This is a genomic window from Priestia sp. 40, from assembly GCF_049368575.1.
In the GTDB taxonomy this organism is placed as follows: domain Bacteria; phylum Bacillota; class Bacilli; order Bacillales; family Bacillaceae_H; genus Priestia; species Priestia zanthoxyli.
Genome location: NZ_JBMPZA010000005.1, coordinates 225,083 through 249,411 on the forward strand (window position 1 = coordinate 225,083; position 24,329 = coordinate 249,411).

Below are 24,329 nucleotides of genomic sequence, written 5' to 3' on the forward strand. Positions count from 1 at the left end.
TTACTTATGTGTAATAATCATCAACATACAACAACATCACGTGTTTTAAGTGCGCCGCATGCAAAGGCAAAATTCGAGAACACGACAATCGAACGCAGAGAACTGCGAGCAGACGACGTTTTAATTGATATTAAGTTTAGCGGTATTTGTCACTCTGATATTCATAGTGCATTTGATGAGTGGGGCGGCGGGATGTTCCCGATGGTTCCTGGTCACGAAATCGCAGGAGTAGTTGAAGCGGTTGGAGAAAACGTAACAAAATACAAGGTTGGCGATCGCGTTGGCGTTGGATGTTTCGTTGACTCTTGCGGAGAGTGCGAGTACTGTGTGAACGGTGACGAGCAATACTGTACAAAAGGCGTTGTTCAAACGTATAACTCATTGGATTACGACGGAAACCGTACATACGGCGGCTACAGCCAAAAAATCGTCGTAAAAGAAGGATTCGTTGTTCGTATTCCTGATAATTTAAGTATGGATGCAGCAAGTCCTCTTCTATGTGCAGGGATTACAACATTTTCTCCGTTAAAGCACTGGAATGCTGGCCCTGGTAAAAAAGTTGCCATTGTAGGAATGGGCGGTCTTGGACATGTAGCGATTCAATTTGCACATGCAATGGGTGCTGAAGTAACGGTATTAAGCCGTTCTAACAATAAAAAAGAAGAAGCGCTAAGCTTTGGTGCGGATCATTATTTTGCAACAAGTGATGAGACGACGTTCACTGAATTAGCAGGTCGCTTTGACCTTATCTTAAACACGGTATCGGCTAACCTGAACGTGGATCAATACTTATCATTACTTCGCGTAGATGGAACGCTTGTTAACGTTGGTGCACCGGCTAACCCAGATCAATACAGCGTATTCTCCCTTATCATGGGACGTCGTAGCATTGCGGGTTCACTTGTAGGCGGCATTCGTGAAACACAAGAAATGCTTGATTTTGCGGCTGAACACGGCGTTGCTCCTATGATTGAAGTTATCGATGCAAATCAAGTAGATGAAGCGTACGAGCGCGTTCTTCGCAGCGACGTTCGCTATCGATTTGTTATTGACATTTCTACACTGTAAGTTGTAAAAAAAACAGGCAGCTAATTCAATTAGCTGCCTGTTTTTTATTTCTTTATAAAATAAGAAAAACAAATGTTAAATTAAGCTTTAGATGAAAGCTCTTCTTGATACTTTTGCTCTAATTTATCATAGTACTCAATTTTTGTTTCCACTTTTCTAAAAGCTGCATCTAGCTCTCTTTGTTTTTCCATCATTTTCTCTTTATGCTTTTCAAATATCTGCTTGCGCAAACCGATTGTATCATCGCCTTCTTGTGTTAATTCAACAATCTTACGCAATTCTAAAAGAGAGATGTCCGTTTTCCGTAAGCAAATAATAAATTCCAGCCACTCAATATCAGACTCGCTAAAAATCCGATTTCCGTTTTCATCTCTTTTTATAAAAGGCAAAAGCCCTTGCTGTTCGTAGTATCGAAGCGTATGCGTAGGCAGCCCTACCTTTGCAGCGGCCTCTTTAATATGATATTCCATTCCACTATACCCTCCATCGCCATTCTTAGTACGGCGTTTGCTTTATGTATCTAAGCTTCCCTTTTCACAGGTGCTTTCAACTCATTTTCTAGGTTTCTACTATACGATATATATAATCGAATCCGCTATTTTCTTTGCTATGAGGTAACTGTATAAATAGTATCATAAACATTAAAGTAAACGTTAAAGCAACTTATAAAGAGCTGCCGTGAAGTCAGCAGCTCTTTTCATTTTTATATAAAATACGATTAATCTGCGGCCATCACTTTACTTAGTTCATTTAATAAATAATCAAGGGTTTGACTGATTCGAACTGTATTACGACTTGTAAGACCTTCTGTAAGTCCTAACATAACCATGTGCTCTCTTGCTGTTTCGATTTCTGTCATTAAGACTTGCATGACAACTCCTTTATACCACTTCACAGCTCATCACCCCTTTTTACTATACATATATCTCATATGCGGTAATCTTAAACCTATCATACAGGTTTTTGGGGGTGAATAGCGAGTTTTAGAACTTCAACAGTTGTATTTTTTATGAAGTAAATATACTAATATACTTATTGAAATAGAAAGTATCACTCCACTTTCTACTAGAAGTTAAGAAAAGGCCTCCTAAGTGGAGGTCTTTTCTTATTTCTTATAAAGCAGTCTAATACAAAGCCTTAGCCTCTAAAATATTCTCTATAATACGAACCTTTCTCACACTCTATCTCATAGCGCAGCCTCGTTTGCTTTCTGTAAAGCTCTTCGGACAGCTCATTAAATTCACCTTCTGTGATAGATCCATGAATTAAATTGTTGAATAAATTATTAAGATGTTCAGTTAATTCTTGAAGTTTTTTTTCTTTCAATGAACGTCACCCTTTAAAATAATTTTCATCTTCTAAAATTATATCAAATAAAACGTTTTCATACGATATATTTTTTACTGAATTATCGTATTAAAGTGATGAAAGTATTTTTTAACCACCGAAAACCAGGCAAAGAGCTCAGAGAAATCATTAATTACATGATTTCACCAAAAAATAAGCGGATAAAGACCGCGGACAAAAAGGCAAATGGTATCAACCGTTTTGACAAAAGCATAGGATGAAAAGAAAAATGAAACGAGAAAAGGAGAATGAGTATGCACTATACACCTTATTACCATCAGTGGCAGACTCCAGTGTATTACGGCTGGCAGCCATATAGTTATTATGTGCCGAATCACTATCACACCAGCGAACAATTTCAGCAAAGAAACGGTAAATTAAAGGACTACGGACCAAGGCCGTTTGTTATTAACATTAATGAAGCGTCAAAGCAAAACAATACGTACCGCACTGCTTTATGGACGGGAACACATTTACAAGTGACGTTAATGAGTCTCAAGCCCGGTGAAGATATCGGCTTAGAAATCCACCCTAACGTTGATCAATTCCTGCGCATTGAACAAGGGCAAGGCGTTGTTCAAATGGGCAAAAGTAAAAACGATCTAACCTTTAAACGAAAAGTCTACGATGACGATGCGATATTTATCCCTGCCGGAACGTGGCATGATGTCACCAATACGGGTACCACTCCGCTAAAGCTTTACTCTATATACGCTCCGCCAAACCACCCATTTGGTACGGTTCATGTGACAAAAGCAAACGCCCTGGCTGAAGAACATTAAAGATAAGCAGAGCGTTATGCAGGATTGGAACGCTTTTTCAGGATCAATACTAAGTGAATAAATGAATGTTGACTAAAAAAGCTCGCTAGAAAATCGGTGTACTACCTTTTCTAGCGGGCTTTTTTTAAACTTGCTATACATACAGGATTTTATAGCCAAGGAAAGAATTATAGAATAAACTAATCTTTTTAAACAGCTTAAAATAACTGAAAGGCAAACAGGCGATGAAATTATTTTATAAAATTCCCAAATCAAACGTAAATCCTTCTCTTAAATTAGCAAGAAAAATTCTCTATATATCTGTAGAAGCAGTCATTATGACCATGCTTGTGATTAAATCTTTTACTGTGGCCTATGAAAAAGACATAAATTTAATTCTCAGGCAGCTAAATGAACTAAAAGCTTCGATTGGCGGATTTGGCATAAACGAATCGTTATTTTGGTTTATGATAAAATGCAGTATTTGTACCATCGTTACATTTGATATTTGCTTATATTTTCGAAAAAAGCTAAAAAGAAACAAAAAAGATTGATGATTTATACGCTAAAGCCTTTACATTGGAGCGCTGTTAATTTCCGTGCGAGGCTTCGCTTTCCGCGGGCGGACGATGAGCCTCCTCGTCGCTTGCGCTCCTGTGGTCTCATCTGTTCCGCTTTTCCCGCAGGAATCTGCGCCTTGCCCTCCAATTAACAGCTAGAAGCATCTAAACACATGAAACCTACGTTCACCGTACCAATAAAAAAAACTGAACAAGTTGGTTTCACATTCAAGAATTAAACTCGTTCGGACCTTTCTTTTACTAAATTACTTTTGACCCAGCCTCATTTTAAATAGAAAAATAATAAAAGTAGAGGCATATCACGCCTCTACTTTCTGTTTAGAAATCTACATCAATATCTTCTTGAATGGTTCCGGTCACTTTTTCACTTTTAATTAACTGACCTTCTTTAAATGTTTCTTCTTCCTCATTTTTAACGGGTTTCAGCTGCTTATAAGAAGGAGCTGACGCAGAGCCAAGCTCTTTTTTAAGCAAATGAATTTCTCCTAACAGCTCCGCTCTTAATGAATGAACTAACGATTGAAAATCTTCTTCCCCGCTGTCTTTCTGCCCGTTTTGTTCCACAAGCTTCGCTACATAATCCTGAAGTTCATTTGCCTGCTTGGACTCATACTCCTCACGATTTGCAGCAAGACGTGAATTCATTTCTTTTTTTAGTAAGTCAATTTCGCCCAACAGCTCTTTTCGAAGTGAATGAACGAGCGTTTCTACATCCTCTTCTTTACTCGTTTTTTGCATGTCTTGCTGTATGAGTCCTACTATATAGTCCTGCAGCTCATTTGACTGCTGTTTTTCTTTCAGAAATGAAGACACTTCTGACGGAATGTTAGCAGTTTCGATTTTAAAATTTGCACGTTCATCTCTATTACTTGCGGTCTTTTCCCTTACTCCCATCATATCTGCTGATAGATTCCCAGCTGTCAGAAACGCGTTTGATAGTAAGTAAAATGGTGCAGCCATTTGGGAGCTTATCTGACCGTACCAATCGTCTAATGCTTCCTTAAGGCGAGTGTTTTGATGACTCATGTATGCTCCCCCTTTTTAAACGTGAACCGCTGCGTTTGTTTCATGTCTGCTTAAAATTTCAAGACCGTATAAATTTAATTTGCGTGTCTCCGGCAAGAAAAGATGGTTTTCTTCTCTGATCTCTTCCCCGTACATGTTATCAATCTGCTCTGCAATAAACTGTTGAAGGATAGGAGCCAGTCCTCCGATATAAATATATTTATAGACTTTATCTTTTGGCGATGGAAATAGATTTTCAACTTTCGTTAATAAAATTTGCGTGTATTCTCTAAGTGAAGCGTGAATAGGCTCCGTGAGATCTACCTTTTTCCCGCTGTTGCCGTCTCTTTGCTCCATTTTTGCTTTATGGATATTGGCAATAATAAATTCTTCTAATGAACGAACATCATCAAAATACTCAAGCAGCTTTTCATTTCTTAGCTTTTCAATATGCTTCAAATATGAAATATCCGTAAGACACTTCAACGAATTTCTGCTTTTAGGAGCTTGAAGTCCTGCAGGAAGCAGTGCCAGGTCAACCGTACCTCCGCCCAAATCTACAATCAATGTTTCAAAATGTTTGAATGCATTTGCTTCTTCTCTATCTTGTAATTCAAAATCTTTTTTGATCGCCCAGCGAGCCACTTCGCTTTCAATACGGCATTTGCTCGTTTCAATGTTCACAGTGACCGTTTTTTCTAACCCAGGAGTCAATACCGTAACCGTATGCTCTCCTTGAAAACGTTCGGCCATCTTCTGCTGCATTTCACTGAATTTATTTGTTTTCTTAAGCAGCCAAATCGGAAGCATAGTCGAGAAATAATTAATCGTCACACTATTATCCTCTTTGTCTTTTCCTTTAAGTATGTTGTAATAAGCAACTGAAGCTAAAAACATCACATAAGGAATATCAGATTCAGTTTTATTATGTAACTTATTAATATGGATATTGCCTAGCACGTGTTTCTCTGCTGCGTCTCCTACTAAATAATACTTTTCTACTCCTTCGATTGTTGTAGAAATCAGCAAATTTTGAAGAAGTAATTCCGGTTCATTTACACTTGAAGGAAAATGACCCTCTGCCTGATCTTTTGTGATTTCTACTACGTTTGTAGGAATTTCATAGTAATAACCATCCACTAGCGTTTGAAAAATTGAGTTACCAAAATCAACGTTTTGACGTTTGATATCCATCCTTGTTTCTCCCCTTTATCTTTTCGTGACAACACTAATAAGTATATATTTTCCTCATTTGTTTGTCTAAGTATTTAAATAATTTATGTTATTCTAAATTGACAATTAATTAATTTTAGACGGCTAATGTAATTGAAAAGCGCTTGAAATGCTTCTTTTTACCAGTACCCATTTTTACAAGGAATGTAACATGTGACGCTGTGACTTCCCCTTAAATTTTTCGTAATATAAGCCTTTCTTTTATTTTTTAGAGACACGAGAAAACTAAGAGATGGAAACATAATTAAATCAACCCAATCGAAAGACGAACAAATGAGATAAATGAGTTGGACTGCTTTTTACACCGCTGGTGATTTCCGTGCAGGACTTCGCTTTCCGCGGGCGGCCGGTGAGCCTCCTCGTCGCTTATGCTCCTGCGGGGTCTCACCTGTTCCGCTTTTCCCGCAGGAGTCTTCGTCTTGCCCTCCAATCACCAGCTAGAAGCAGCTACATACATGAAACCTACGTTCACCATAACAACAACCATAACAACAAAAAAACCCAAACCATCAATCAGATTAACGGTTCGGGTTTAACTTCAACTAACATACTTTGTCTAAGCCTCTTTTTTATTCATTGAAAAGGCCATTTGTTTGGTTTTCTGTGCGGATTTTCTGGCAGTTTACTGAAGCCTATTTCTTCAAGACCTTTTTCTAACGTCGCTCTTGTTTTGATTGTTCCAAAATCGACGCCTAAATCAACAACGGTTTGCGCGATTTCTGGACGTATTCCGGTAATCATCGTTTTAGTGCCGATAAGCTGTAAGGCTTTTACAATTTGAAAAATATTGTCCGCTACCATCGTATCGACGATAAGAACACCTGAAATATCAAATATTAAATAACTCAGCTGCAGCTGAGCACTTTTTTCTAAAGCCGTTTCCATAATAAGCTGCGAACGATGCGTATCAATTTGTCCAACGATCGGCATCACAGCGATTCCTTCAGAAAGAGGAACGATGGGAACTGATAATTCTTCTAGCGCTGCATAAGCTCGTTTTATGGTTTCGGTATTATGTTCTTCATAAATTTCGACAAATATATGATTAAGCTGATCAAGCATCGGATCAATTTTTTTACTTACATCAAGCATCGTAATAGGAGCAAACTGCTTCTGCTGCAGCTCTTCTGTAAAAACGCCCCATATCACTGTTCGAAACAGCGCGAGTGATTTTAACGTTTGCCTCAAAGAAAGTCCGTTTTCCACAGCCACTTTTCCTATATCTGTACCCCACTGAACGATTTTCTTTAAAATGACCGAGTGTTCTTCGAATAACGACTCGCCTAAATACTCAATGAGTTCTGCTCTCCATCTTAAAACTTCGCTTTCTTCGTGGTAAACAAGCTTCCGCTTATATTCAGAGTCCATCAGATCAGAAAATTGCATCGCTAATTCCTGTTTATTATCGATAATTTTCTTCCCTATATATAACAACTCATCCCTCATTTTTTTTCTTTATCTCCTTTAGTTAGCAGAATTAACGATTACATTTTATAACAATAGTTATGTCACAGACAATATAAAAATATAACCGAAATGAAAAAATTGTTAAGCCCTACCTATTTGCTTTTATCCCTACTCTTCTAATCGGTATGCCTACCATAAACATGATTGAAATTTCAGCGTTGGGGTAAAAACTACTATGAATTTATTTCTATACTTATAAGGGGGATTTTTCAATGAGCAAACATAAAGGAACCGTTAAATCGTTCAACCAATCAAAAGGATCTGGATCTATCACACCCGAGGACGGATCAAAAGAAGTGTTCGTTCACTCCAATGCGATCGACCATGAGGAATATAAAAACCTGTCAGAAGGACAAAAAGTAGAATTTGAAATCCAAGAAGGAGCTAAAGGACCCAGCGCTATAAAAGTACACCCAGTTGACTGATAGAGTGACATTTACATACAGGTTATGGGTAGACTCTCGAATCAAATACCCTTCGAATAAAAACACCTCTTCGACTTTTGTTCAAACGAGGTGTCTTTTATATGATGCAAATAATTCTACATTCAAAATTAGTTACTATTAGCTATTTAAAAAACAGTTCTAAAGTTATCAGACAAGTATCCAAACATTTCCTCTATGAGTGAATACAGTATAGAGTACTGCAAAGAAAGGATGATTATTATAAAAAAGTATTATTTCCATTACAATGATAACGATGATAAATATTATGTAGAAAAATCTTATCCTTACAAGAAGAAAGCTTCCCTTAACAATAAGAAAAAGCAGCTTCAAGAAGATGCCCCTGAGGAAGCACGCTGCTGGGCTTATGGTCACGAAGAAGCTAGCTCTGAAGAATCACAGGTTTGGACTTATGGACGCGCAGAAGATATCTATGAGGAATCACATGATTGGGCTTCTAAATACAAAGAAGGTAAAGACAAAAAAGGAAGCACGCGGGAGTCAGCATTTAGAGCGCTCAATTTAACGATGCCTCAAAATGTTCCTGCAAATACGTTTGTAAAAGCAGTTTTCCCAACTGAACAATTTGATTTAGCAAATGAATATAACCCGATTACTTCTACCTTCCGCCCCAAAAAAGATGGCGTATATTCCATCATTGCTACAATTGGATTCTCTCCTAACGACCAGATGCTAGATTATAGAACTCGTATAGAAATACGTGTAAATGGGACAACCGCTATCGCTATCGATAACGATTTCTTTGGCGGGAACACACCGTTTGTTAATGCGGTATCCGTGTCTACTATTTATAATTTAGAAGCTGGCGATCGCGTTGAAGTTTTTGTTCAAAGCAGTATAGCTGGTACAATCGTCACATCCGAAGATGGCTCACATTTTGAAGCAGCGAGATTTCCTTCTCCAACGAATAACTAAGTAAATGGAACGTTAGCTTTTAGACAAAAGCATCAATCCCCTCTTTTTAGATCGCTTCATTTCTCTAAAGGAGGGGATTGATATGAACGTTAGTGGTTTAAAGGTTCGTAGAAAATTTTTAAATGTTTGTATGTACATAATTCTTTACCAGATTTATAACATTAATCCAGTGTATAAAATCAAGTACTTCTATGTAGTCTGCTACCTCACTCACGCTTGCTTCGCTAACTTTTCCGTTACGCTGCCAAGCTCTTTAACTAACCCACTTAAAAATTCCGCCGTCTGGTCAATGATCTGCAGCGATTGCAGCTGATGCACGGAAGCAGAAGAAATGCTGTTGCTGCTTACAGCCGATTGGTTGGCAAAAGCGGTCATATCGCTGACGGCATGGAGCACCTGCGTAGATCCGGCTGCTATTTGCTGTGCAGAAGCAGCCGTTTGCTGAATTTGTTCGTGAACGTATGTAGATGCGTTGGCGATTCGATTAAAAACATTTTCCGCTTCGTTGGCTAGTAAAATACCATTTTTTACATCGGCTGTTCCTGATTGAATGAAGGCTACGGCTTGAGACATTTCTTGCTGAATATGCTGAATGAGCCTTGCTACTTGTTCGGCTGACTGATTGGATTGTTCTGCAAGTTTGCGAACTTCCGATGCTACGACCGCAAACCCTTTACCATGTTCGCCTGCGCGCGCTGCTTCAATTGCAGCATTTAGCGCCAGTAGATTTGTTTGTGCAGCAATACCTGAAATCACACTCATAATATCGTTGATTTCCGCAGAACGTTCTTTTAACTGATGAATAACGCTAGCTGCATGCTGAACAGAAGAATCGATTGTATGAATTTGTTGAATTGCTTCTTGAATTTTTTCTTTTCCCTGAACCGCTTCATTTGCTGTTTGATCAGAAGCTTCGCTGACTGCTGCTGAAGCCTCGGCTATTTTGGTTACGCCTTGCGTCATCTCTTCTAGAAACTCACTGCTTTTTTGAGCCATTATTACCTGCTGCTCAGCTCCTGCGGCTAGCTCTTGCATTGAAGACGTTGTATGATGACTAGCCGCTTGCGATTCTTCTAAATTCCCCTTTAAGTCGTCAACCGTCTGTCTTACCTGCCCATTCGTTTCATGCAGCTTTTTCATCATGTCATAAATGATGTGCTGCTTTTGTTCATTTTCCTGCTGAAGCTGTTCTGTGTATTTTTTCTTGGAAGTAATTTGCCAAGCGGTTGCCCCTGATGTAAAAAGCAGATAAGCCGCGTGAAGGCAAAGCATCGAAAAAGAATAAGAAGACGTTCCGAAAATAATCGGTGTAAAAAATGGCACGAAAAATCCAGCTAGATGCTCGACGACAAAAATACCCGTCATTAACAATAACAGCTTTAGATTTTCATAGTAGGAAAGAATGGCTATCACCATAAAAATTGAAAAGTGATACTCAACCATTCCTCCTCCGCCTACAACCGTGCTGATACTTGAAAACGTCAGCGTTAGCGTCACAAACGCAGGTACTAGCTCATGCTTTTTAACGTACAGCACAAGCAGCACACCAAGAAAAAGAATAGGAAGCATCAAAAAGATCGATGACACTTCGCCTGGCGTTGAATTATGTTCCATGGACATGCCGGACATACCCATCGGCCAAATACCATGAATGATATGTATGAGCAGAGAAAGTATCACTGCTCCGCTTGATAAAACAACCATTAATTTATCTTTATTCATATTTATCCCTTTCTATATTAGACAATACTTTCTTCATCTATAGAATCGGCTACAGATTGGTTTTTTTTATAGAAATTCACGTTATTTTTCCCCTGTCGTTTTCCTTCGTACAGCGCTTGATCCGCCTGTTTTAACAGCTCTTGAAACGATTCTCCGTTTTCTGGATAATAAGCGGCTCCAATTGTCGATGTAGCTGTAAAGGTGCAGGATTCAATACTCCATTCTTTTTGAAGCTCTCGGTGAATTCGTTCCATAATCTGCTGTATTTCCTCGCTCCTTTCAATCTGCCGAAGCAAGATAACAAATTCATCGCCTCCAAGGCGATACACTTCGTCACATGTGCGAATGCAAGACGTTAAGCGATGCGCGTACTGAATTAAAAATGCATCGCCGATATCATGACCAAATTGATCGTTCACTTCTTTAAAATTATCACAGTCTAAAAACAGCAGGCCAAATCTTTCTTTTTGTTCGATCGCAGCCTGCACTTGTTTTTGCAGCATCATTCGATTCGGCACCCCCGTCAAACTGTCATGAAATGCCTTAAACTTCAGCTGATTTTCTAATTTTTTTTGCGCAGTAATATCGGTTTGAATCAGCACGTAGCTTGAGATGCGATGATGAATATCTGTCAGCGGAACAATGGTCTTATGGCTCCACACGATGACGCCTTCTTTTGTTATGCTTTTGACTTGCCCTCTCCAAACCTTTCCTTGTCCAATACTTTCAAGAACCCGAAGATCATAGCTTACATTAAATAACTCGTATGATTGTCCAATTAGCTCTTCTTTTTCATAGCCAAATATTGTACAGAACATATCATTGACATACCTAATCGTTCCATATGGATCCAGGACGCTCACAATAGCGGACTCATCAAGGGCATACTTCATGTTTGCTAAATCTTTCACCGTGTTTTCCAACTTTATTTCAGCTACCTTTTCCTTTGTAACGTCCTGAGCAATCAAGTAAATACCAATCCATTCATTTTCCACTATGATGGGCACGTTTGTAACATATAAATAAATCATTCCTTTTTCTTTGTGCCACGCTTGGATTTCTTTACTGTAGCTTTGGTCGTATATGATGTGATGCAGAGGCAAAGCACGCACATCAATCTTCAGTTCTTCTAGCAGCTGCATGTAAGAACTGTTGATGATATCCTGCGCACCGTAGCCGAACATTTGCTCACAGGCAGGATTTGCTTGAACAATTTTACCGCCTAAATTCATCATACATATGGCGTTTTCATGGTTCATAAAAAGCGACTTATACTGCTCCATGGTTTGAGCTAATTCTTTTTTTAACTTCTGGATATTTTTACTCATCACTAATAGGTGCGTACTATTGTCGGTATCATCAAAAATTGGGGTAAGCGTTGTTTCAAACGCTTCAGCTTCATCTGAGAAGATATTTATGTCATGGTAGGTAACTGGCTTTTTTGTTTCCATCGCTTTCATATAGTAAGGGTAAAGGGAGTGATACGCCCGCTCAGGGAGTACGCTTTTTAGCCGCATGCCCGCTTCTCCTTGGCACCGTACAAGCTTAGCAGCCGCTTTATTCATTTTTTTATAATAAAGATGTTGGTTCTTTACTTCCGCTAAAAAAACCAGCTCATTCATTTGATCAAAATAAAATTCAAACATATGATTTTTCAACATGGTAGGATGCATCTCCTTCGTTTTTTCACAGATGAACGCCCCCTGTACTTTACACTTCTGTATGAAATATACACTAGATCTTTTCACACACAAACACAACTTTAAATGTACAAACAGTAGTTCTTTTGTATCATTACCTACCCTCCTTCACAAGAAGGGTAAACATGATGAACAAAAATAAAAGAGATCCGAACTCATTTGATTCTAAATCAAGAATCAAACGCGTTCGGATCTTCCTTCAACTAAGCTACTGTTATTTTAGCCTCTTTTTTAAAAATCACTTAATTCCGTAATACTCTTCAAGCGTAATGCCTTTACTCTTAATCGCCTGCGCCACTGGCTTGCCTACATATCGCAAATGCCACGGCTCATATTTATAACCGGTTACCGCATCTTTCCCTTTTGGATAACGAATAATAAATCCGTATTCTGCTGCGTGGGCATCGAGCCAAGCTGCTTCTTTTGTTCCGCCAAAGCAGTCTTGAGCAGCACATGTGCCGTCTCCTTTTGTTACATCAATTCCAAGACCCGTTTCATGTTCACTCGTGCCTGGCAGTGCGCTATAAGTTGCCGCTTTATCATAACCGTCTCGTTGAACATACGAACTAAAAAGCGCGCTTTGCGTTGCATGTGAACGGTAAGCTGATACGCCAAGAAGCGTAACGCCTTGTTTTTTCGCACCCGCAAATAACTGTGCAATAGCAGCGGCTGCTTCACTGCGCATTTTTTTCTTTTCCGTTTGTTCTTTGAATGTAAATGGAATCGTTGTATATACTAAATCTTTCGGAACGTAGTTTTCCGGAAGCTTGTTTTGTTTATTCACAACAACTTGTATACTTTCAGGGTTCGAAACCACTTTCATGCCAGCTAATGCTCGTACGTATTGACCGCTTACATAACCAACCTTACCTTGATACGTAATTTTCAGCCAGCCGTTTGCTGCTTTAGCCGTTACGTCGAGCTGTGTGCCGGCTTTAAGTGTTGCCATAACCGCACCAGAAGTTGAAGCAGTTGTTCGAACATTTAAATTCGCCGTTGCCACATAGACAGAAGCTGCTGGAGCTGGAGCCGGTTCAGAAGAACCCGTTGATTCCTTTACGTACTGCGTGCTCACATAGCCCGTTTTGCCTTGATAGCTTACTTTTAGCCAGCCGTTCGCTGCTTGTTCTGTCGACGTTAGCTGCGTGCCTTGTTTGACCGTTACAACAATCGCGCTTGACGTAGATGGACCGCTTCGAATATTTAAATTTGCCGTTGTTACATAGGTTTTGGTCGTTGAACTCGCTGACTTTTTAACATACTCACTGCTTACGTAGCCCGTTTTGCCTTGATAGCTTACTTTCAGCCAGCCGCTTGCTGCTTGTCCAATTACCGTTAGCTGCGTGCCTTGTTTAACCGTTGCAATAATCGCGTTGGACGTCGATGGGCCGCTTCGAATGTTTAAATTCGCCGTTGTTGTATATGTTTCCGCCGCTGCGCTTGCAACAGTTGGCTCACCCGTAAAATTTAAAGAATGAAGACCTAGAGTTCCTGCCCCTACAAGTGTAAAAGCAAGACCTGTTACCGCTAATTTTTTGTAAAATCTTTGTTTGTTCACTTCTGTCATTTTTTATACCTCATTTGCAAAATATAATAGAAATATATGCTGCTAGTTTAATAGGTTAAGTGAAAACAGGATCCGATGTTTAAGCTCAACCTTAACTAAACAACATTAAGTAAAATTATTCGACGTCTAGAGGCTTACCATTACTTCGTTCCAGCTAGCACGTACTTTTAGAATACAGGATAATCGTGTCAAAAGTATATCAAAATATTTCAAACTTGTTTCCAAACTGATACATTTTCAACAAAAATAGAATAATAGAGCAGAAACAGCAAAAAAACCCTTACGTTTACGCCCAACTGCTTAGGGTAAAAAACAACTAAAAACAAAGATTGAGATGGTGATAAAATGAACACGGCAACGGGTTTTTCCTCAACTGCGTTTCGAGAACCTCATACATTAAAACAGCATATTTTTGATACGCTTCATTTCTACTATCCTGCTTGTATTGACAAGAAAAACGGCGGGTATATCCATGAATACTACGACGACGGCACCGTCAACAATACGCATTCAAAGCACTTAGTAAGTACGGCGCGCTTTATTTATATCTTCAGTGTAGGGGCTCTTTTAGACGGACCGGATTGGTGCAAAGAAGCAGCTCAGCACGGCATTCGTTTTCTACAAAACAACCATTATGATAGAGAGCACGGCGGGTATTTTTTTGAAATAGCCGATGACGGCGAAGTAAAAGATGATTCTAAACAAGCATATGGCCACGCTTTTACGCTTTTAGCTTCTTCCATCGCATATCAAGCCGGCATTCAAGAAGCAAAAGAAACCATTGAACAGGTATATAGCGTGATGGAAAAGTACTTTTGGGAAGATGCGCACGGCTTTTACCGAGACGAATGGGACGCATCGTGGTCAGCTGCTTCTTTCTATCGGGGCCAAAATGCAAACATGCATATGTGTGAAGCGATGCTTTCTGCCTTTGAAGCAACAAGAGATAAAAAATACTTAGACCGAGCGTACACGCTTGCAAAAGGCGTTACTCAGCAGCTTGCTGAACGATCTGGAGGCATGATTTGGGAGCATTATGATACAGACTGGCAGCCGGATTGGGACTACAATAAAAACAATACAAAAGATGAATTTCGTCCGTACGGCTTTATACCAGGACATCAGTTTGAATGGAGCAAGCTGCTTTTATGGCTTGATCGGCACCGTTCGGAAAACTGGATGACAGAACGTGCAAAGTATTTGTTTGATAAGGGCTGGAACGGAGGCTGGGATGCTAAGTACGGAGGTCTTTACTTTGCGCTGTCCCCTCAAGAAGAGGTCATTGACCCAGATAAAAACTACTGGGTGATGGCCGAAGCCATTTCTGCGGCTTCACTGCTCGGGGTAAAAACCGAAGACAGCGGGTATTGGAAAGCTTACGACGCGCTGTTTTCCTACTGTCAAAAGCATTTTATCGATCACACATATGGAGGCTGGTATCAGCTGTTAAATCAGCAAAATGAACGCTACAGCTCGAAAAAAAGCCCGGCGCCTAAAGCCGATTATCACCCTGTTGCAGCCTGCTATCAAACGCTGATTGCGCTGAATTCTCGTTAAGATCATAATAACAAAGAAACCGTTTTCTTCCAGATGCGTTTATTTTTTTTATTTAAGGGAATTTACTTATTAACAATCAATGTTTCTACAATTCAGAAAAAGCTCGACTATATATATGCAAGGAGTGAGGACGATGTATTTTTACGCGTTAGCACAAGGAACAGATTCTGGAGACCCAGTGACACTGCATCATGAAAAGAAGTTTTCGAAAAAAGAATTTTTAGAGATGTTTAATGAAGCGTTAGATGAGCTGGATACGCATCCAGCTCCGGCGGATGTTGGTGAGTACCTTTGCCGTGCGTACGGATTTCAAGAAATTGAAATCGAGACGGGTGTTGTCTGCTACTGCGCACCTTTTAGAAAGCTAGACGACTCAGATATCATAGAAGACCGCACGTACATGGATGCCACGACAGGGACACTAAAATACAACTAATAGAAAACGAAAGGTTGGATACGTGTGAAAACTGTACAGAACATTTATCGAACGAGTGAAGCTGTACCAGAATCCGGTGCTTACATTTGCGCTGAAGGCGAAATTAAGATTTTTCAAAAAGATGACCTTTTTACACCGTGTCCACACACACGTGAATCCACGACGTGGAAGCCTGTAGATGACGCCTTTTCAACCGGAGAATTGGTTCCGCAAACCGGTCGCTATACCGACGAAAACGGCAATCAAGTAAAGCTAAAAGAAAACGATTTATTTCCAAGGTGCCTTCGTTCAGGTGAGCCTACGACGTGGAGGCGCGGATAACAAACAACAAAGAGGCTGGGACAAAAATATTTTAGCCCAAGTGAAAAACGAACCATTAATCAACATGTTTGATGAGTGGTTCGTTTTTTGTGATGGTGAATATAGTTTGATCTATTTTGTTCCTTCTAGCAGTTGATTGGAGGGCAAGGCGAAGACTCCTGCGAGAAAAGCGGAACAGATGAGACCCCGCAGGAGCGCAAGCGACGAGGAGGCTCAGCGGCCGCCCGCGGAAAGCGAAGCCTTGCACGGAAATCAATTGCGGTGTCATAAGCAGGCCAGCTCATGTATCTCATTTGTTCGCCTTTAGGTTGGATTCATTTAGTTATGTCTCACCCTCTTTTATTAAAGCTTATTTAAAAAATGAATTCTTTTTTCTTCCTTTTAACAGATCTCCCGTCCAGCCTTTCATTTTTAAATAGAGATAAAGAGCAACCGTTGAAAGAACAATTAAAATGAGCGCGTAGATATAGCCAAACTTCCAATCAAGCTCCGGCATCCCTTTGAAGTTCATTCCCCAAAGGGCCCCAAAAGCGGTTAAAGGTGTACTAATTGCTGTTAAAAGCGTTAAAGCTTTCATAATCTCATTTCCTCTGTGAGTAGACACAACTTCTTCTAATTTAATTAACGCGTCAAATTCTTTTTGATATTGTTCAATTAGCGTTAAGCCGATTTCGATTTTTTTGCACATCCGCTGATATTGAATCGTTTGGTTAATTTTTTTATGAAACGCTTCTTCGATTCCCATTGTGACTTCTCGAACAGAACTGATTAGATTTGTCCATATAAGCAGGTCATAGCGCGCTTTATGAATTTCATCTAACACGTCGATGTTATTATTATGCCGCACTTCCCAAAGAAGCTCTCTGAAATGACTTTCAAACTGATCAAACCCGTTTAAGTGCTTTTTCATAATTTCACCTAAAAGAATAAAAAAACTTTCCGCCGTATTAGCAGACTGCTTCATGCGTTCAATCATTCGTTCATGGTTGGTTTGTTCGAGGATTTTTAAATCGAGTCCCGCGGTTATAATAAACTCCTCGGTAATATAAAAATGAAACGAATCGTAATCCCTTTGATCAAATGACTTCTTATGATAGATGAGTGAACCATAAATCAGCTCACTTTCTCCTACTACATCTACTTGAATATGATTAGAGTTTTTCTTTTGCAGCTGATGGCAAAACCATTCATCTCGTGGGTACTGATAGTCTTTAAGGACATCAGCTATTCCATCTGCTTCTTCTACATCAAACTGATACCATTTCCATTCGTCGTTCGTCACGGTATTCATACTTTCCCTCTTTCCCCTTTTATTAGGATTTTTCCCTATATACAATCAATTAAAACCTCACATATTAAATAAACATACATTTCATATACATCTTTATTTCAAAAGTGCTATAATAATAGATACACTGCGCGTATGCGCGATGCTTCATCAGTTTGAGAGGAGAATAATAGTGAAGAAAGATATCGCTTTACGTTCTTATCTGCTAGAGAATGCACCAAATATGACCGAAGAATGGTATGAATCTTTGGACAGAAAATCTTCTGAAGGCGTTTATATCTCTAATGACCCTGATGTCATTCAACGGTTAAAAGCGCAAAACTATGAATTTCATTTATATATCAGCAACATCTTTATAGAAGAAGAAAAGAGCTTTTTTGACTCTTTTAACACGTGGCTAAATAAAGTTTCTAAAGATCAACACCATCTCCAAACTCCCATTCAGTGTATTATTAAAGAGTTTATGAACGTCCGTAAACAATATTGTGATTATATTCGTCAGTTTGCAGAACTTCATCATGACGTGACTCAACAGCATATCGATAAGTGGAACGAAAAAGTAGTAAGAGTATTTGATATTATTATCTTAAAATTCATTACAGAAGCTCAAAATTATGCGTCAAGTCGTCTTCGTTCTCAGCAGGAAATGATTCATGAACTAAGTTCACCTGTTATTGTGATTAAAAAAGACGTGGCTCTTTTACCATTAGTTGGTGATATTGACACGACAAGAGCTAAAATGATTCTAGAAAGCACGTTAAAACAGTGTGCAGAAAAGCAAATTGCTCATTTGTATATTGATTTATCAGGCGTTGTGATGATTGATACAATGGTCGCACACGAGCTATTCCAGCTGATAGATGCACTTGATTTAATCGGCGTCAAATCGATTTTATCAGGTATCCGCCCTGAATTGGCCACTACTGCGATGCAGCTTGGACTAAAATTTGACCGTATACGGATTAAATCGAATCTTGCTCAAGCATTAGAAGATGATTCAAAAATTGTAATTGCTTCTAGTACTCATTAATAAGTAGATTTATAAAGACAAAAACAGCCTTCTCAGGCTGTTTTTTATCTTTTATTTTCTATGATGAATACGTTCAGAACCCGATTCATCCTTCGTTTTCTTTTTATTTTTCTCTTCTTTTTGTTCAAGCCTTATGTCTTCCATTGGCATAGGGTCCACCGTTTCTTCTTCTTTAAAACGCTCAAATAACGTTTCGTCTTGATCTGTTACACGCTGCTCCGTTTCATCTCGTTTTTTTGGTGTATTTGAAATAGATCTTTTCTCGCGTTCTCCCATCTTTTCTCCTCCTTTATTATAGGTGAAGCAATTATGTGTTCATAAAGTCTCCGCCGTTGACATGAAGCGTTTGACCCGTCATATAAGATGAATCATTGGATGCTAATAGTACGTAGCAGCCTACGTGCTCCACAGGATGTCCGGGTCTGCCCATCGGCGTATCTGTACCGAATTCTCCTACTTTATCGCCTGAGAAAGTAGACGGAATAAGCGGCGTCCAGATTGGTCCCGGCGCTACGGCGTTCACGCGAATGCCGTCTTTGACAAGCGCTTGCGCCATGCTGCGCGTAAAGCCGTTGATCGCTCCTTTTGTCGCCGTATAATCAATGAGCTGAGGATTTCCGCGATAAGGATTAATCGACGTTGTATTAATGATTGCACTACCTTTCCCTAAGTAATCAAGCGCTTTTTTCGTAAAATAAAAGTAGGAATAAAAGTTCGTTTTGAACGTTCGTTCAAGCTGTTCACTCGTAATTTCCTTAATGCTTTCTTTTGGATGCTGCTCTCCGGCATTGTTCACAAGGATATCAAGCTTTCCAAGCTCACTCACCGTTTTTTCTACCGCTTCGTTACAGAACGATTCGTCTCCTACGTCTCCTGCAATCAGCAGGCATCTTACACCTTCTTCTTCAATGCGGGCTTTTGTTTCCTCGGCGTCGCTATGTTCATTTAAGTAAACGATGGCTACGTCCGCTCCTTCTTTCGCATAAGCAATGGATACTGCTCGTCCAATTCCGCTGTCTCCTCCGGTAACTAGCGCTACTTTTCCTTTTAATTTTCCTGTACCAATATAATTATCATCCTCATAAATAGGGAGAGGATTCATCTCGCTTTCAATACCCGGCTGGCGGTCTTGCGTTTGCTGGGGCTGACCTTGTGTTTGTTGATCTTGTAAATTCATTTTAATCTCCTCCTATTTTTGATGGAACTTTTTAGTATAGTCTACGTTTAGCCTTCCGTTTTGAAGTTCAAACATCTTTTTTAAAAATTTATGATGTTTCTATTCTTTTTTACTATCTTAGAAAATTTATTGAAAACAAGTTTAAAGTTGGAAACAAGGGCTACAGAATGAGTAGAAGATGTATGTCGGAACTATCTTTTTATCAGGAGGTTTGGTTGGTGTATGAAACACATTCAAGTAGCAGAAAACCAAGAAGAGGCAGTCTGCGTCATCCGTTCTTTTTCAAAGAATGGATTTACAAACAAAGATATTTATCTGCTAGCCTATGATAAAGAGTGGGCTCAGAATTTAACGGAGGCAACACGCACCAAAAAATACAGAATGGCAGAGCAAGGAATTTTTGAAACGGCGGTCAATATGCTTCTTTCAAGAGAAGATGAGCTTTTTTCAAAGATGGCTTCACTCGGCTTATCTAATCAAGAAGCAAATCAGTATATAGAAGAAATGAAACAAGGACATATCCTGGTTATTGGCGCACAGAGTCAACACATTCCCTACTAAAACAGCGGAAAGGTTTTTTATCAGCTTACAAGGGTATTTAGTAAAATAAACCATTTTTTATCAAGAAAGGAAGTTATGACAATGTTAAACTATTTGGGCATTCAGATAGGCTCTCTTTACTTTCCTACTAGTATTCTTCTTATTACACTTCTTGTATTAGCCGGCTTTTTTGTTTATTTCTTTTCTAGAAGAAGAAAAAACCGACAGCAGTCACGTGATCATAGTGAAAAAGCGTGAAGCCAAGCTCCACGCTTTTTCATTATTTACGAGATTCTTTTTGTAAAGGCGATTTTTCAATGGAACGCGTAAACCGGTAAACATCAAGTTCTTGTCCTACCTCTGAAGGCAAATACCCAAACGTTGTGAAGCTGTCCACTGATTCCGGCTCAAGGGATAGAGACAATAAATTGTTTTGCGGCTGAGACGTTAAAAAGACGTAGCTTCCTTTTGGGAACGTCACCGTTTTCGACTTGACGATTGTTTGCACATCTACATTTGGTTTGTTTTCGTAGACTTCATTTTCAATGCGGCTGCTGACCGAATACGCTTCTACTGAAAGAGCCGTTTCTTTCGTTAACTTGAAGCCTTTTACTCCTTGTCCCTGCAGTTTTTCTGCTAACTCTTCATGTCCTGGTTTTAAAAGATAAGCAGTCGGACGCTCGCGGACAAGCGTCGGAGCTGCTTCTTTTGCACTGTAGTACGTCACAGGAATTTCTTTAACAGACGCGCTTTCCACATCAACCATTTCTAACGTGGAGTTTGGTATTTTTTTATTTTCGCTGTTCACAACAATTTGGTCATGGTCATTTGCATTTTTTCCTTTTTTAACAAGCGCCGCTTTTTCTTTGGCAATCAGCGCTTTAATTTGTTTGGCGTGATCAGCTGTTTGCGTAATCAGCTTTTCTTGCGTAGCAATTTGCGCACTCACTCGCCGCGGAAAATCTTCTCGTCCAATACCGATCCCTCTGCTTTCGACTAAAAACGAAAACGATGGATACAAGCCTAGTGAGTTTCGGCCAATTCGCGGTTCAACTGAGCCTTCTTCTACTTCAAGCTGTCCTTGTTTATTCACTTGAGACGTATAGTATACTTCTCCTGAATATCCTTGCTTTTCAATGGCTGTAAGCGTACTGTTCACAAACAGCTCATCAGACATGTCTCGAATGCGCTGCGGAATATTTAAGTTCCGACCGGACTGCAGTAAAATATCGTGATACTTCCACACGCCTTCTTTACCGATATTTTTAAATCCGCTGCTGTACGGCGTATATTCATGAGCGTCAATGACGACTTCTGGTGAAAAACGGTTAAATTCAGCTCTTACGCTCTGCACTTCAGGGCTTTCAAGCTTTATGTAGTCACGGTTTCCGTCTAAATTATTTGCTAGCTGACGTTTAAATGCATAAGATCCGTCTGGATTAATGCGCGGCACAATGACAATGTTGACTTTATTTAACACATCTTTTCCAAAGTCTTCTGTCAAACGCGTCGCCACAGCGAGTACGGATTCACCGCTTGCCGGTTCATTACCATGAATTTGACTTTGAAGCCAAATCGTTGGCTTTTTGGATGTTTTTCCATCTGCAAACTTCTTTTCCTTTGAAAAATATAGAGCCGGAATGTCTCGTCCTTGCTGTGATTTACCGATAATCTTCAGCTTTACGTACGGACTTTTATGAGCAAGCTTTTGGACATAGCTCATCATTTCTTCTTGAGTCGTAAATGCGTCTTGTCCTTTCATAAATGCCGGCGTTGCTTCATTCACCTTTATTTCCGGATAAAGCGCTTTAATTTTTTCCGGCTGACTATAGTCTTTTCCGTAATAAGGCATCTCAGCTTGTACCGCAAGCGGTGACAGCAATAATCCAATCGACAAAATCGCCGGCACGGCCGTTCGTTTTACAGTTTTTTTCATTCATTTACTCCTCCCCATCCCTTTGGTTAGACATTTTAAATTTTTAAAATATTTAAAATGTTACATAAATAATTATACCGTTTAAGGAAATAACTTCAAGATAAGGAAGCTGAACCTTTTTGACTATTTTAATGTATCAAATGAGTGCATTTATATAAAAAAGGATTGAGACATAGCAGAATCAATTCAATCTGAAGACAAATGAAATCTATGTTCACCCTAACAAAAAAACGAACCACTAATCAAACATGTTGATCAATGGTTCATTTTTCACTTCAGCTAAAATACGTTTGTTCCAGCTTTTTTTATGTATGAACTGTTATAAAATTCAGGACTTCTCCCAGCAGCTATTGTAAGCTGATTCGTATTCCGTGCAGCTATCTCTACTATTAGTCAGTTCTTTACAGATTCTAACGTCTCTAAATCATATCTACCAATTTCTTTGTTATTTCTTGTAATGACGAGCTTTCCATGCCTCGCAACTTTTTGGAGTTTTTTTAATTCCTGATCGGACGGAGCCATAGGCATTTCTTTGTTTTTAACAGTCGCCCCCAGATCGTAGTGCACATCGACTTTTCCTTTTTTCATATAGTCAAACTCTTCAATTCCCATCCCTGTACCGAACTGCTCATGCCCCTCATCAAATACATTAACCCCTACTGTATTGATAGATGCTTTCTTTAAATCTTCATTCGGTATAATTTTAGCTTCTATTTCGTCTTTATCATTTTGATAGAATTTACGCTTGCCTTGCTGCTTCATTTTAAACTCGTAATACAGCGCTTTTGGTTTTACGTCGACCATTTTTCCTTTGCTATCTTGTATACCAACTTTTCCAATTAAATCAGCATCATCCGTTATCTTGACTTTCACTTTTTGAATGCTATAGCCGCTCTCTTCTTTGCTAGCAGAGTTTGAGCACGCTACCAATGACATTGCCAAAAAAGCACTCAATGTGCCCACCATAAATTTTTTCACTTCACCACTCCTTAAGGATTAATATACCATAAAAGGAATTTAAATGAATGTTTATCAGTCGATTTTGTAAATAAGTAAAGGGACAGCAACCTATTGACTTACGTTTCCTCATCAGCTCTATAGAAACATAAAAAAACTCTCTCCATAAGGAAAGAGTTACTCGATCACAAAATCCGCTTCTGCTTTTACCACTCCGTTTACAATAACAGACAGCGTATGCGTACCGCTGTAATGTTTTCTTGTGCTTAAATCTTTAAACGCATGCTTTCTTGTGACTGTCAGCGTTTGGCCTGCTTTTGCTTGAACATTTTTTAGCATAAACACTTTTTGAGTGCGGTTTCCTTTTGCTTTTACGTAATGAACTCCGTACTCTATGCGAAGCGGCATGTTTTTTTCTACCGATAGTTCAAAGGAAAAGTTAATGCTATCACCAATCGTAATGACATGCGGCTGTAAGCTAAGCCCTGTGACACTCACGCCCGGATCATCTCCATAGCCAAAAAGAGACAGAGCTTCAGGCTCTCCTTTTTTCAAAAGTGAACGGCACGCATGTTTAACGATCCAGTCCGTTTTAACGTCTTTTCCGTACCATCTTTTCATCACGTCAAGCATCCAATCTTTTTCTATGTAGGAAATATCATTTAAATGATTGGCTACGCTTTTGCGGACATAGAGCGATTCATCGCGTTTTAACTGTTCTAAAATCGGCAGCGTTTGCTTCGGATCTTGCTTTAACGCAGGTACTGATTGTCCCCATGGAAGTCTAGGCCGGCTTCCTTCACTTGCTAATCTTCGAATATGATGGTTTTCATCCCCTGCCCATTCAATCATTTGCTGGAGCATTCGGTTTTTATCTTGAATCAAAAACGGACGCACCGCAAATTCTGACGTGGAAAACGGCGTAAAAAAAGCGAGTGCTTTTATTGAAGCTTCCCAAGCATTCAATCCGTAAAGTTCAACGTAATCTGGAAAAATCGTACCTTGAAGTCCTCCTACTGTTGGAGCCACTTTATAGAGAATATGAAGCGCTTCTTCATAATCCGCCGGCAGCACTTCATGCATGGAAAGCGTAATTCTTCTCATGCGCTCTTTCAGCGCTAAGTCTTCCCAGTCCTGTTGAAAAACCAGCTCATGAAATGCTTTTTGATCAAATGAACTCATTTCACGTGAAAAAGCGTCGCTCAAGTGCGTAATCAATTCTTCATTAAATACGCTTTTACGTAACTCTTCAGCCAT

29 protein-coding genes are annotated in these 24,329 nt (G+C 39.4%); 12 read left to right on the forward strand and 17 right to left on the reverse strand.

The window, feature by feature from the left end; translation table 11 throughout:
- The first annotated feature begins 6 nt into the window (after positions 1-6).
- Positions 7-1,068, forward strand: coding sequence for an NAD(P)-dependent alcohol dehydrogenase (locus tag ACO1DI_RS02150; RefSeq protein ID WP_013058175.1), 1,062 nt, complete (start codon positions 7-9; stop codon positions 1,066-1,068).
- Between the two features lie 80 nt (positions 1,069-1,148).
- Here ACO1DI_RS02150 and ACO1DI_RS02155 read toward each other — a convergent pair whose 3' ends face one another.
- The 3 genes from ACO1DI_RS02155 to ACO1DI_RS02165 all read right to left on the reverse strand — a co-directional run bounded on the left by ACO1DI_RS02155 (position 1,149) and on the right by ACO1DI_RS02165 (position 2,394).
- Positions 1,149-1,538, reverse strand: coding sequence for a MerR family transcriptional regulator (locus tag ACO1DI_RS02155; RefSeq protein WP_014459036.1), 390 nt, complete (start codon positions 1,536-1,538; stop codon positions 1,149-1,151).
- 248 nt (positions 1,539-1,786) lie between these two features.
- A complete protein-coding gene (locus ACO1DI_RS02160; RefSeq protein ID WP_223260221.1) occupies positions 1,787-1,963 on the reverse strand; it encodes an aspartyl-phosphate phosphatase Spo0E family protein in 177 nt (58 codons plus the stop codon).
- 242 nt (positions 1,964-2,205) lie between these two features.
- The gene (locus ACO1DI_RS02165) at positions 2,206-2,394 is read right to left on the reverse strand and encodes a hypothetical protein (RefSeq protein ID WP_013058178.1); all 189 of its coding nucleotides are present in this window, start codon (positions 2,392-2,394) and stop codon (positions 2,206-2,208) included.
- Positions 2,395-2,669: 275 nt separating this feature from the next.
- Here ACO1DI_RS02165 and ACO1DI_RS02170 point away from each other — a divergent pair, with 275 nt between their 5' ends.
- Entirely contained in the window at positions 2,670-3,197 is a 528-nt protein-coding gene (locus ACO1DI_RS02170) for a cupin domain-containing protein (RefSeq protein ID WP_153252209.1), read from the forward strand.
- Between the two features lie 224 nt (positions 3,198-3,421).
- Positions 3,422-3,730, forward strand: coding sequence for a hypothetical protein (locus ACO1DI_RS02175; protein ID WP_226555134.1), 309 nt, complete (start codon positions 3,422-3,424; stop codon positions 3,728-3,730).
- Between the two features lie 4 nt (positions 3,731-3,734).
- Here the strand turns inward: ACO1DI_RS02175 and ACO1DI_RS02180 are convergent, their stop codons facing one another.
- The 5 genes from ACO1DI_RS02180 to ACO1DI_RS02200 all read right to left on the reverse strand — a co-directional run bounded on the left by ACO1DI_RS02180 (position 3,735) and on the right by ACO1DI_RS02200 (position 7,441).
- Positions 3,735-3,884: a hypothetical protein gene (locus ACO1DI_RS02180; protein ID WP_423145252.1), complete on the reverse strand. Its 150-nt coding sequence runs from the start codon at positions 3,882-3,884 to the stop codon at positions 3,735-3,737.
- 191 nt (positions 3,885-4,075) lie between these two features.
- Positions 4,076-4,783, reverse strand: coding sequence for a hypothetical protein (locus tag ACO1DI_RS02185; RefSeq protein WP_423145022.1), 708 nt, complete (start codon positions 4,781-4,783; stop codon positions 4,076-4,078).
- 15 nt (positions 4,784-4,798) lie between these two features.
- Positions 4,799-5,956, reverse strand: a complete 1,158-nt coding sequence (locus tag ACO1DI_RS02190) for a ParM/StbA family protein (protein WP_116739896.1) — start codon at positions 5,954-5,956, stop codon at positions 4,799-4,801.
- 338 nt (positions 5,957-6,294) lie between these two features.
- On the reverse strand, positions 6,295-6,429 hold the full coding sequence (locus tag ACO1DI_RS02195; RefSeq protein WP_255256570.1) for a hypothetical protein: 135 nt from the start codon (positions 6,427-6,429) through the stop codon (positions 6,295-6,297).
- A gap of 139 nt (positions 6,430-6,568) precedes the next feature.
- On the reverse strand, positions 6,569-7,441 hold the full coding sequence (locus tag ACO1DI_RS02200; RefSeq protein WP_423145023.1) for an STAS domain-containing protein: 873 nt from the start codon (positions 7,439-7,441) through the stop codon (positions 6,569-6,571).
- Positions 7,442-7,674: 233 nt separating this feature from the next.
- Here ACO1DI_RS02200 and ACO1DI_RS02205 point away from each other — a divergent pair, with 233 nt between their 5' ends.
- Together ACO1DI_RS02205 and ACO1DI_RS02210 are read left to right on the forward strand one after the other, a co-directional pair.
- Entirely contained in the window at positions 7,675-7,887 is a 213-nt protein-coding gene (locus ACO1DI_RS02205; protein ID WP_014459029.1) for a cold-shock protein, read from the forward strand.
- Between the two features lie 447 nt (positions 7,888-8,334).
- Positions 8,335-8,841, forward strand: coding sequence for a hypothetical protein (locus ACO1DI_RS02210; protein ID WP_423145243.1), 507 nt, complete (start codon positions 8,335-8,337; stop codon positions 8,839-8,841).
- Positions 8,842-9,051: 210 nt separating this feature from the next.
- On the opposite strand, the gene ACO1DI_RS02215 is transcribed toward ACO1DI_RS02210, so the two are convergent.
- The 3 genes from ACO1DI_RS02215 to ACO1DI_RS02225 form a co-directional block, all read right to left on the reverse strand.
- Complete coding sequence (locus ACO1DI_RS02215) at positions 9,052-10,563, reverse strand: methyl-accepting chemotaxis protein (protein ID WP_423145024.1); 1,512 nt, start codon at positions 10,561-10,563, stop codon at positions 9,052-9,054.
- A 17-nt stretch (positions 10,564-10,580) separates the two neighbouring features.
- Entirely contained in the window at positions 10,581-12,224 is a 1,644-nt protein-coding gene (locus tag ACO1DI_RS02220; protein WP_423145025.1) for a diguanylate cyclase domain-containing protein, read from the reverse strand.
- A 277-nt stretch (positions 12,225-12,501) separates the two neighbouring features.
- On the reverse strand, positions 12,502-13,830 hold the full coding sequence (locus ACO1DI_RS02225) for an SH3 domain-containing protein (RefSeq protein WP_423145026.1): 1,329 nt from the start codon (positions 13,828-13,830) through the stop codon (positions 12,502-12,504).
- Positions 13,831-14,175: 345 nt separating this feature from the next.
- Here ACO1DI_RS02225 and ACO1DI_RS02230 point away from each other — a divergent pair, with 345 nt between their 5' ends.
- The 4 genes from ACO1DI_RS02230 (at position 14,176) to ACO1DI_RS02245 (ending at position 16,414) form a co-directional block, all read left to right on the forward strand.
- Entirely contained in the window at positions 14,176-15,387 is a 1,212-nt protein-coding gene (locus ACO1DI_RS02230) for an AGE family epimerase/isomerase (protein ID WP_209367267.1), read from the forward strand.
- A 133-nt stretch (positions 15,388-15,520) separates the two neighbouring features.
- Positions 15,521-15,823, forward strand: coding sequence for a hypothetical protein (locus tag ACO1DI_RS02235; protein WP_115654515.1), 303 nt, complete (start codon positions 15,521-15,523; stop codon positions 15,821-15,823).
- Positions 15,824-15,847: 24 nt separating this feature from the next.
- Complete coding sequence (locus tag ACO1DI_RS02240; protein ID WP_176343689.1) at positions 15,848-16,144, forward strand: hypothetical protein; 297 nt, start codon at positions 15,848-15,850, stop codon at positions 16,142-16,144.
- A 132-nt stretch (positions 16,145-16,276) separates the two neighbouring features.
- On the forward strand, positions 16,277-16,414 hold the full coding sequence (locus tag ACO1DI_RS02245) for a hypothetical protein (RefSeq protein ID WP_165573563.1): 138 nt from the start codon (positions 16,277-16,279) through the stop codon (positions 16,412-16,414).
- A gap of 79 nt (positions 16,415-16,493) precedes the next feature.
- On the opposite strand, the gene ACO1DI_RS02250 is transcribed toward ACO1DI_RS02245, so the two are convergent.
- Positions 16,494-17,435 carry a magnesium transporter CorA family protein gene (locus ACO1DI_RS02250; protein WP_140451236.1) on the reverse strand — a complete coding sequence of 314 codons (942 nt, stop codon included), beginning with the start codon at positions 17,433-17,435 and terminating at the stop codon, positions 16,494-16,496.
- Positions 17,436-17,604: 169 nt separating this feature from the next.
- Between ACO1DI_RS02250 and ACO1DI_RS02255 the strand changes: the two genes are divergently transcribed.
- Entirely contained in the window at positions 17,605-18,462 is an 858-nt protein-coding gene (locus ACO1DI_RS02255; protein ID WP_042991999.1) for an STAS domain-containing protein, read from the forward strand.
- A gap of 51 nt (positions 18,463-18,513) precedes the next feature.
- Here the strand turns inward: ACO1DI_RS02255 and ACO1DI_RS02260 are convergent, their stop codons facing one another.
- The gene (locus tag ACO1DI_RS02260; RefSeq protein WP_014459016.1) at positions 18,514-18,738 is read right to left on the reverse strand and encodes a hypothetical protein; all 225 of its coding nucleotides are present in this window, start codon (positions 18,736-18,738) and stop codon (positions 18,514-18,516) included.
- Between the two features lie 31 nt (positions 18,739-18,769).
- Positions 18,770-19,639 (reverse strand): SDR family oxidoreductase, encoded by an 870-nt coding sequence (locus ACO1DI_RS02265; RefSeq protein WP_013058194.1) that lies wholly within the window; start codon positions 19,637-19,639, stop codon positions 18,770-18,772.
- A gap of 222 nt (positions 19,640-19,861) precedes the next feature.
- Between ACO1DI_RS02265 and ACO1DI_RS02270 the strand changes: the two genes are divergently transcribed.
- Positions 19,862-20,200, forward strand: a complete 339-nt coding sequence (locus tag ACO1DI_RS02270) for a general stress protein (protein ID WP_423145027.1) — start codon at positions 19,862-19,864, stop codon at positions 20,198-20,200.
- 81 nt (positions 20,201-20,281) lie between these two features.
- Positions 20,282-20,437: a hypothetical protein gene (locus ACO1DI_RS02275; RefSeq protein ID WP_423145028.1), complete on the forward strand. Its 156-nt coding sequence runs from the start codon at positions 20,282-20,284 to the stop codon at positions 20,435-20,437.
- 22 nt (positions 20,438-20,459) lie between these two features.
- On the opposite strand, the gene ACO1DI_RS02280 is transcribed toward ACO1DI_RS02275, so the two are convergent.
- From ACO1DI_RS02280 to ACO1DI_RS02290, 3 genes are all read right to left on the reverse strand, one after another.
- The gene (locus tag ACO1DI_RS02280) at positions 20,460-22,115 is read right to left on the reverse strand and encodes a M14 family metallopeptidase (RefSeq protein ID WP_182421676.1); all 1,656 of its coding nucleotides are present in this window, start codon (positions 22,113-22,115) and stop codon (positions 20,460-20,462) included.
- 393 nt (positions 22,116-22,508) lie between these two features.
- A complete protein-coding gene (locus ACO1DI_RS02285; RefSeq protein WP_226555116.1) occupies positions 22,509-23,093 on the reverse strand; it encodes a hypothetical protein in 585 nt (194 codons plus the stop codon).
- 156 nt (positions 23,094-23,249) lie between these two features.
- Positions 23,250-24,329 (reverse strand): DNA alkylation repair protein, encoded by a 1,080-nt coding sequence (locus ACO1DI_RS02290; protein ID WP_140451233.1) that lies wholly within the window; start codon positions 24,327-24,329, stop codon positions 23,250-23,252.

Bases quoted from the DNA above. Each gene is read 5' to 3' on its own strand.
- ACO1DI_RS02200 (WP_423145023.1), bottom strand. From the start codon at position 7,441: ATGAGGGATGAGTTGTTATATATAGGGAAGAAAATTATCGATAATAAA.
- ACO1DI_RS02275 (WP_423145028.1), top strand. From the start codon at position 20,282: ATGTTAAACTATTTGGGCATTCAGATAGGCTCTCTTTACTTTCCTACT.
- ACO1DI_RS02280 (WP_182421676.1), bottom strand. From the start codon at position 22,115: ATGAAAAAAACTGTAAAACGAACGGCCGTGCCGGCGATTTTGTCGATT.
- ACO1DI_RS02265 (WP_013058194.1), bottom strand. From the start codon at position 19,639: ATGAATTTACAAGATCAACAAACACAAGGTCAGCCCCAGCAAACGCAA.
- ACO1DI_RS02250 (WP_140451236.1), bottom strand. From the start codon at position 17,435: ATGAATACCGTGACGAACGACGAATGGAAATGGTATCAGTTTGATGTA.
- ACO1DI_RS02220 (WP_423145025.1), bottom strand. From the start codon at position 12,224: ATGTTGAAAAATCATATGTTTGAATTTTATTTTGATCAAATGAATGAG.
- ACO1DI_RS02150 (WP_013058175.1), top strand. From the start codon at position 7: ATGTGTAATAATCATCAACATACAACAACATCACGTGTTTTAAGTGCG.
- ACO1DI_RS02260 (WP_014459016.1), bottom strand. From the start codon at position 18,738: ATGGGAGAACGCGAGAAAAGATCTATTTCAAATACACCAAAAAAACGA.
- ACO1DI_RS02155 (WP_014459036.1), bottom strand. From the start codon at position 1,538: ATGGAATATCATATTAAAGAGGCCGCTGCAAAGGTAGGGCTGCCTACG.
- ACO1DI_RS02230 (WP_209367267.1), top strand. From the start codon at position 14,176: ATGAACACGGCAACGGGTTTTTCCTCAACTGCGTTTCGAGAACCTCAT.
- ACO1DI_RS02175 (WP_226555134.1), top strand. From the start codon at position 3,422: ATGAAATTATTTTATAAAATTCCCAAATCAAACGTAAATCCTTCTCTT.
- ACO1DI_RS02235 (WP_115654515.1), top strand. From the start codon at position 15,521: ATGTATTTTTACGCGTTAGCACAAGGAACAGATTCTGGAGACCCAGTG.
- ACO1DI_RS02225 (WP_423145026.1), bottom strand. From the start codon at position 13,830: ATGACAGAAGTGAACAAACAAAGATTTTACAAAAAATTAGCGGTAACA.
- ACO1DI_RS02270 (WP_423145027.1), top strand. From the start codon at position 19,862: ATGAAACACATTCAAGTAGCAGAAAACCAAGAAGAGGCAGTCTGCGTC.
- ACO1DI_RS02205 (WP_014459029.1), top strand. From the start codon at position 7,675: ATGAGCAAACATAAAGGAACCGTTAAATCGTTCAACCAATCAAAAGGA.
- ACO1DI_RS02185 (WP_423145022.1), bottom strand. From the start codon at position 4,783: ATGAGTCATCAAAACACTCGCCTTAAGGAAGCATTAGACGATTGGTAC.
- ACO1DI_RS02190 (WP_116739896.1), bottom strand. From the start codon at position 5,956: ATGGATATCAAACGTCAAAACGTTGATTTTGGTAACTCAATTTTTCAA.
- ACO1DI_RS02170 (WP_153252209.1), top strand. From the start codon at position 2,670: ATGCACTATACACCTTATTACCATCAGTGGCAGACTCCAGTGTATTAC.
- ACO1DI_RS02290 (WP_140451233.1), bottom strand. From the start codon at position 24,329: ATGGCTGAAGAGTTACGTAAAAGCGTATTTAATGAAGAATTGATTACG.
- ACO1DI_RS02215 (WP_423145024.1), bottom strand. From the start codon at position 10,563: ATGAATAAAGATAAATTAATGGTTGTTTTATCAAGCGGAGCAGTGATA.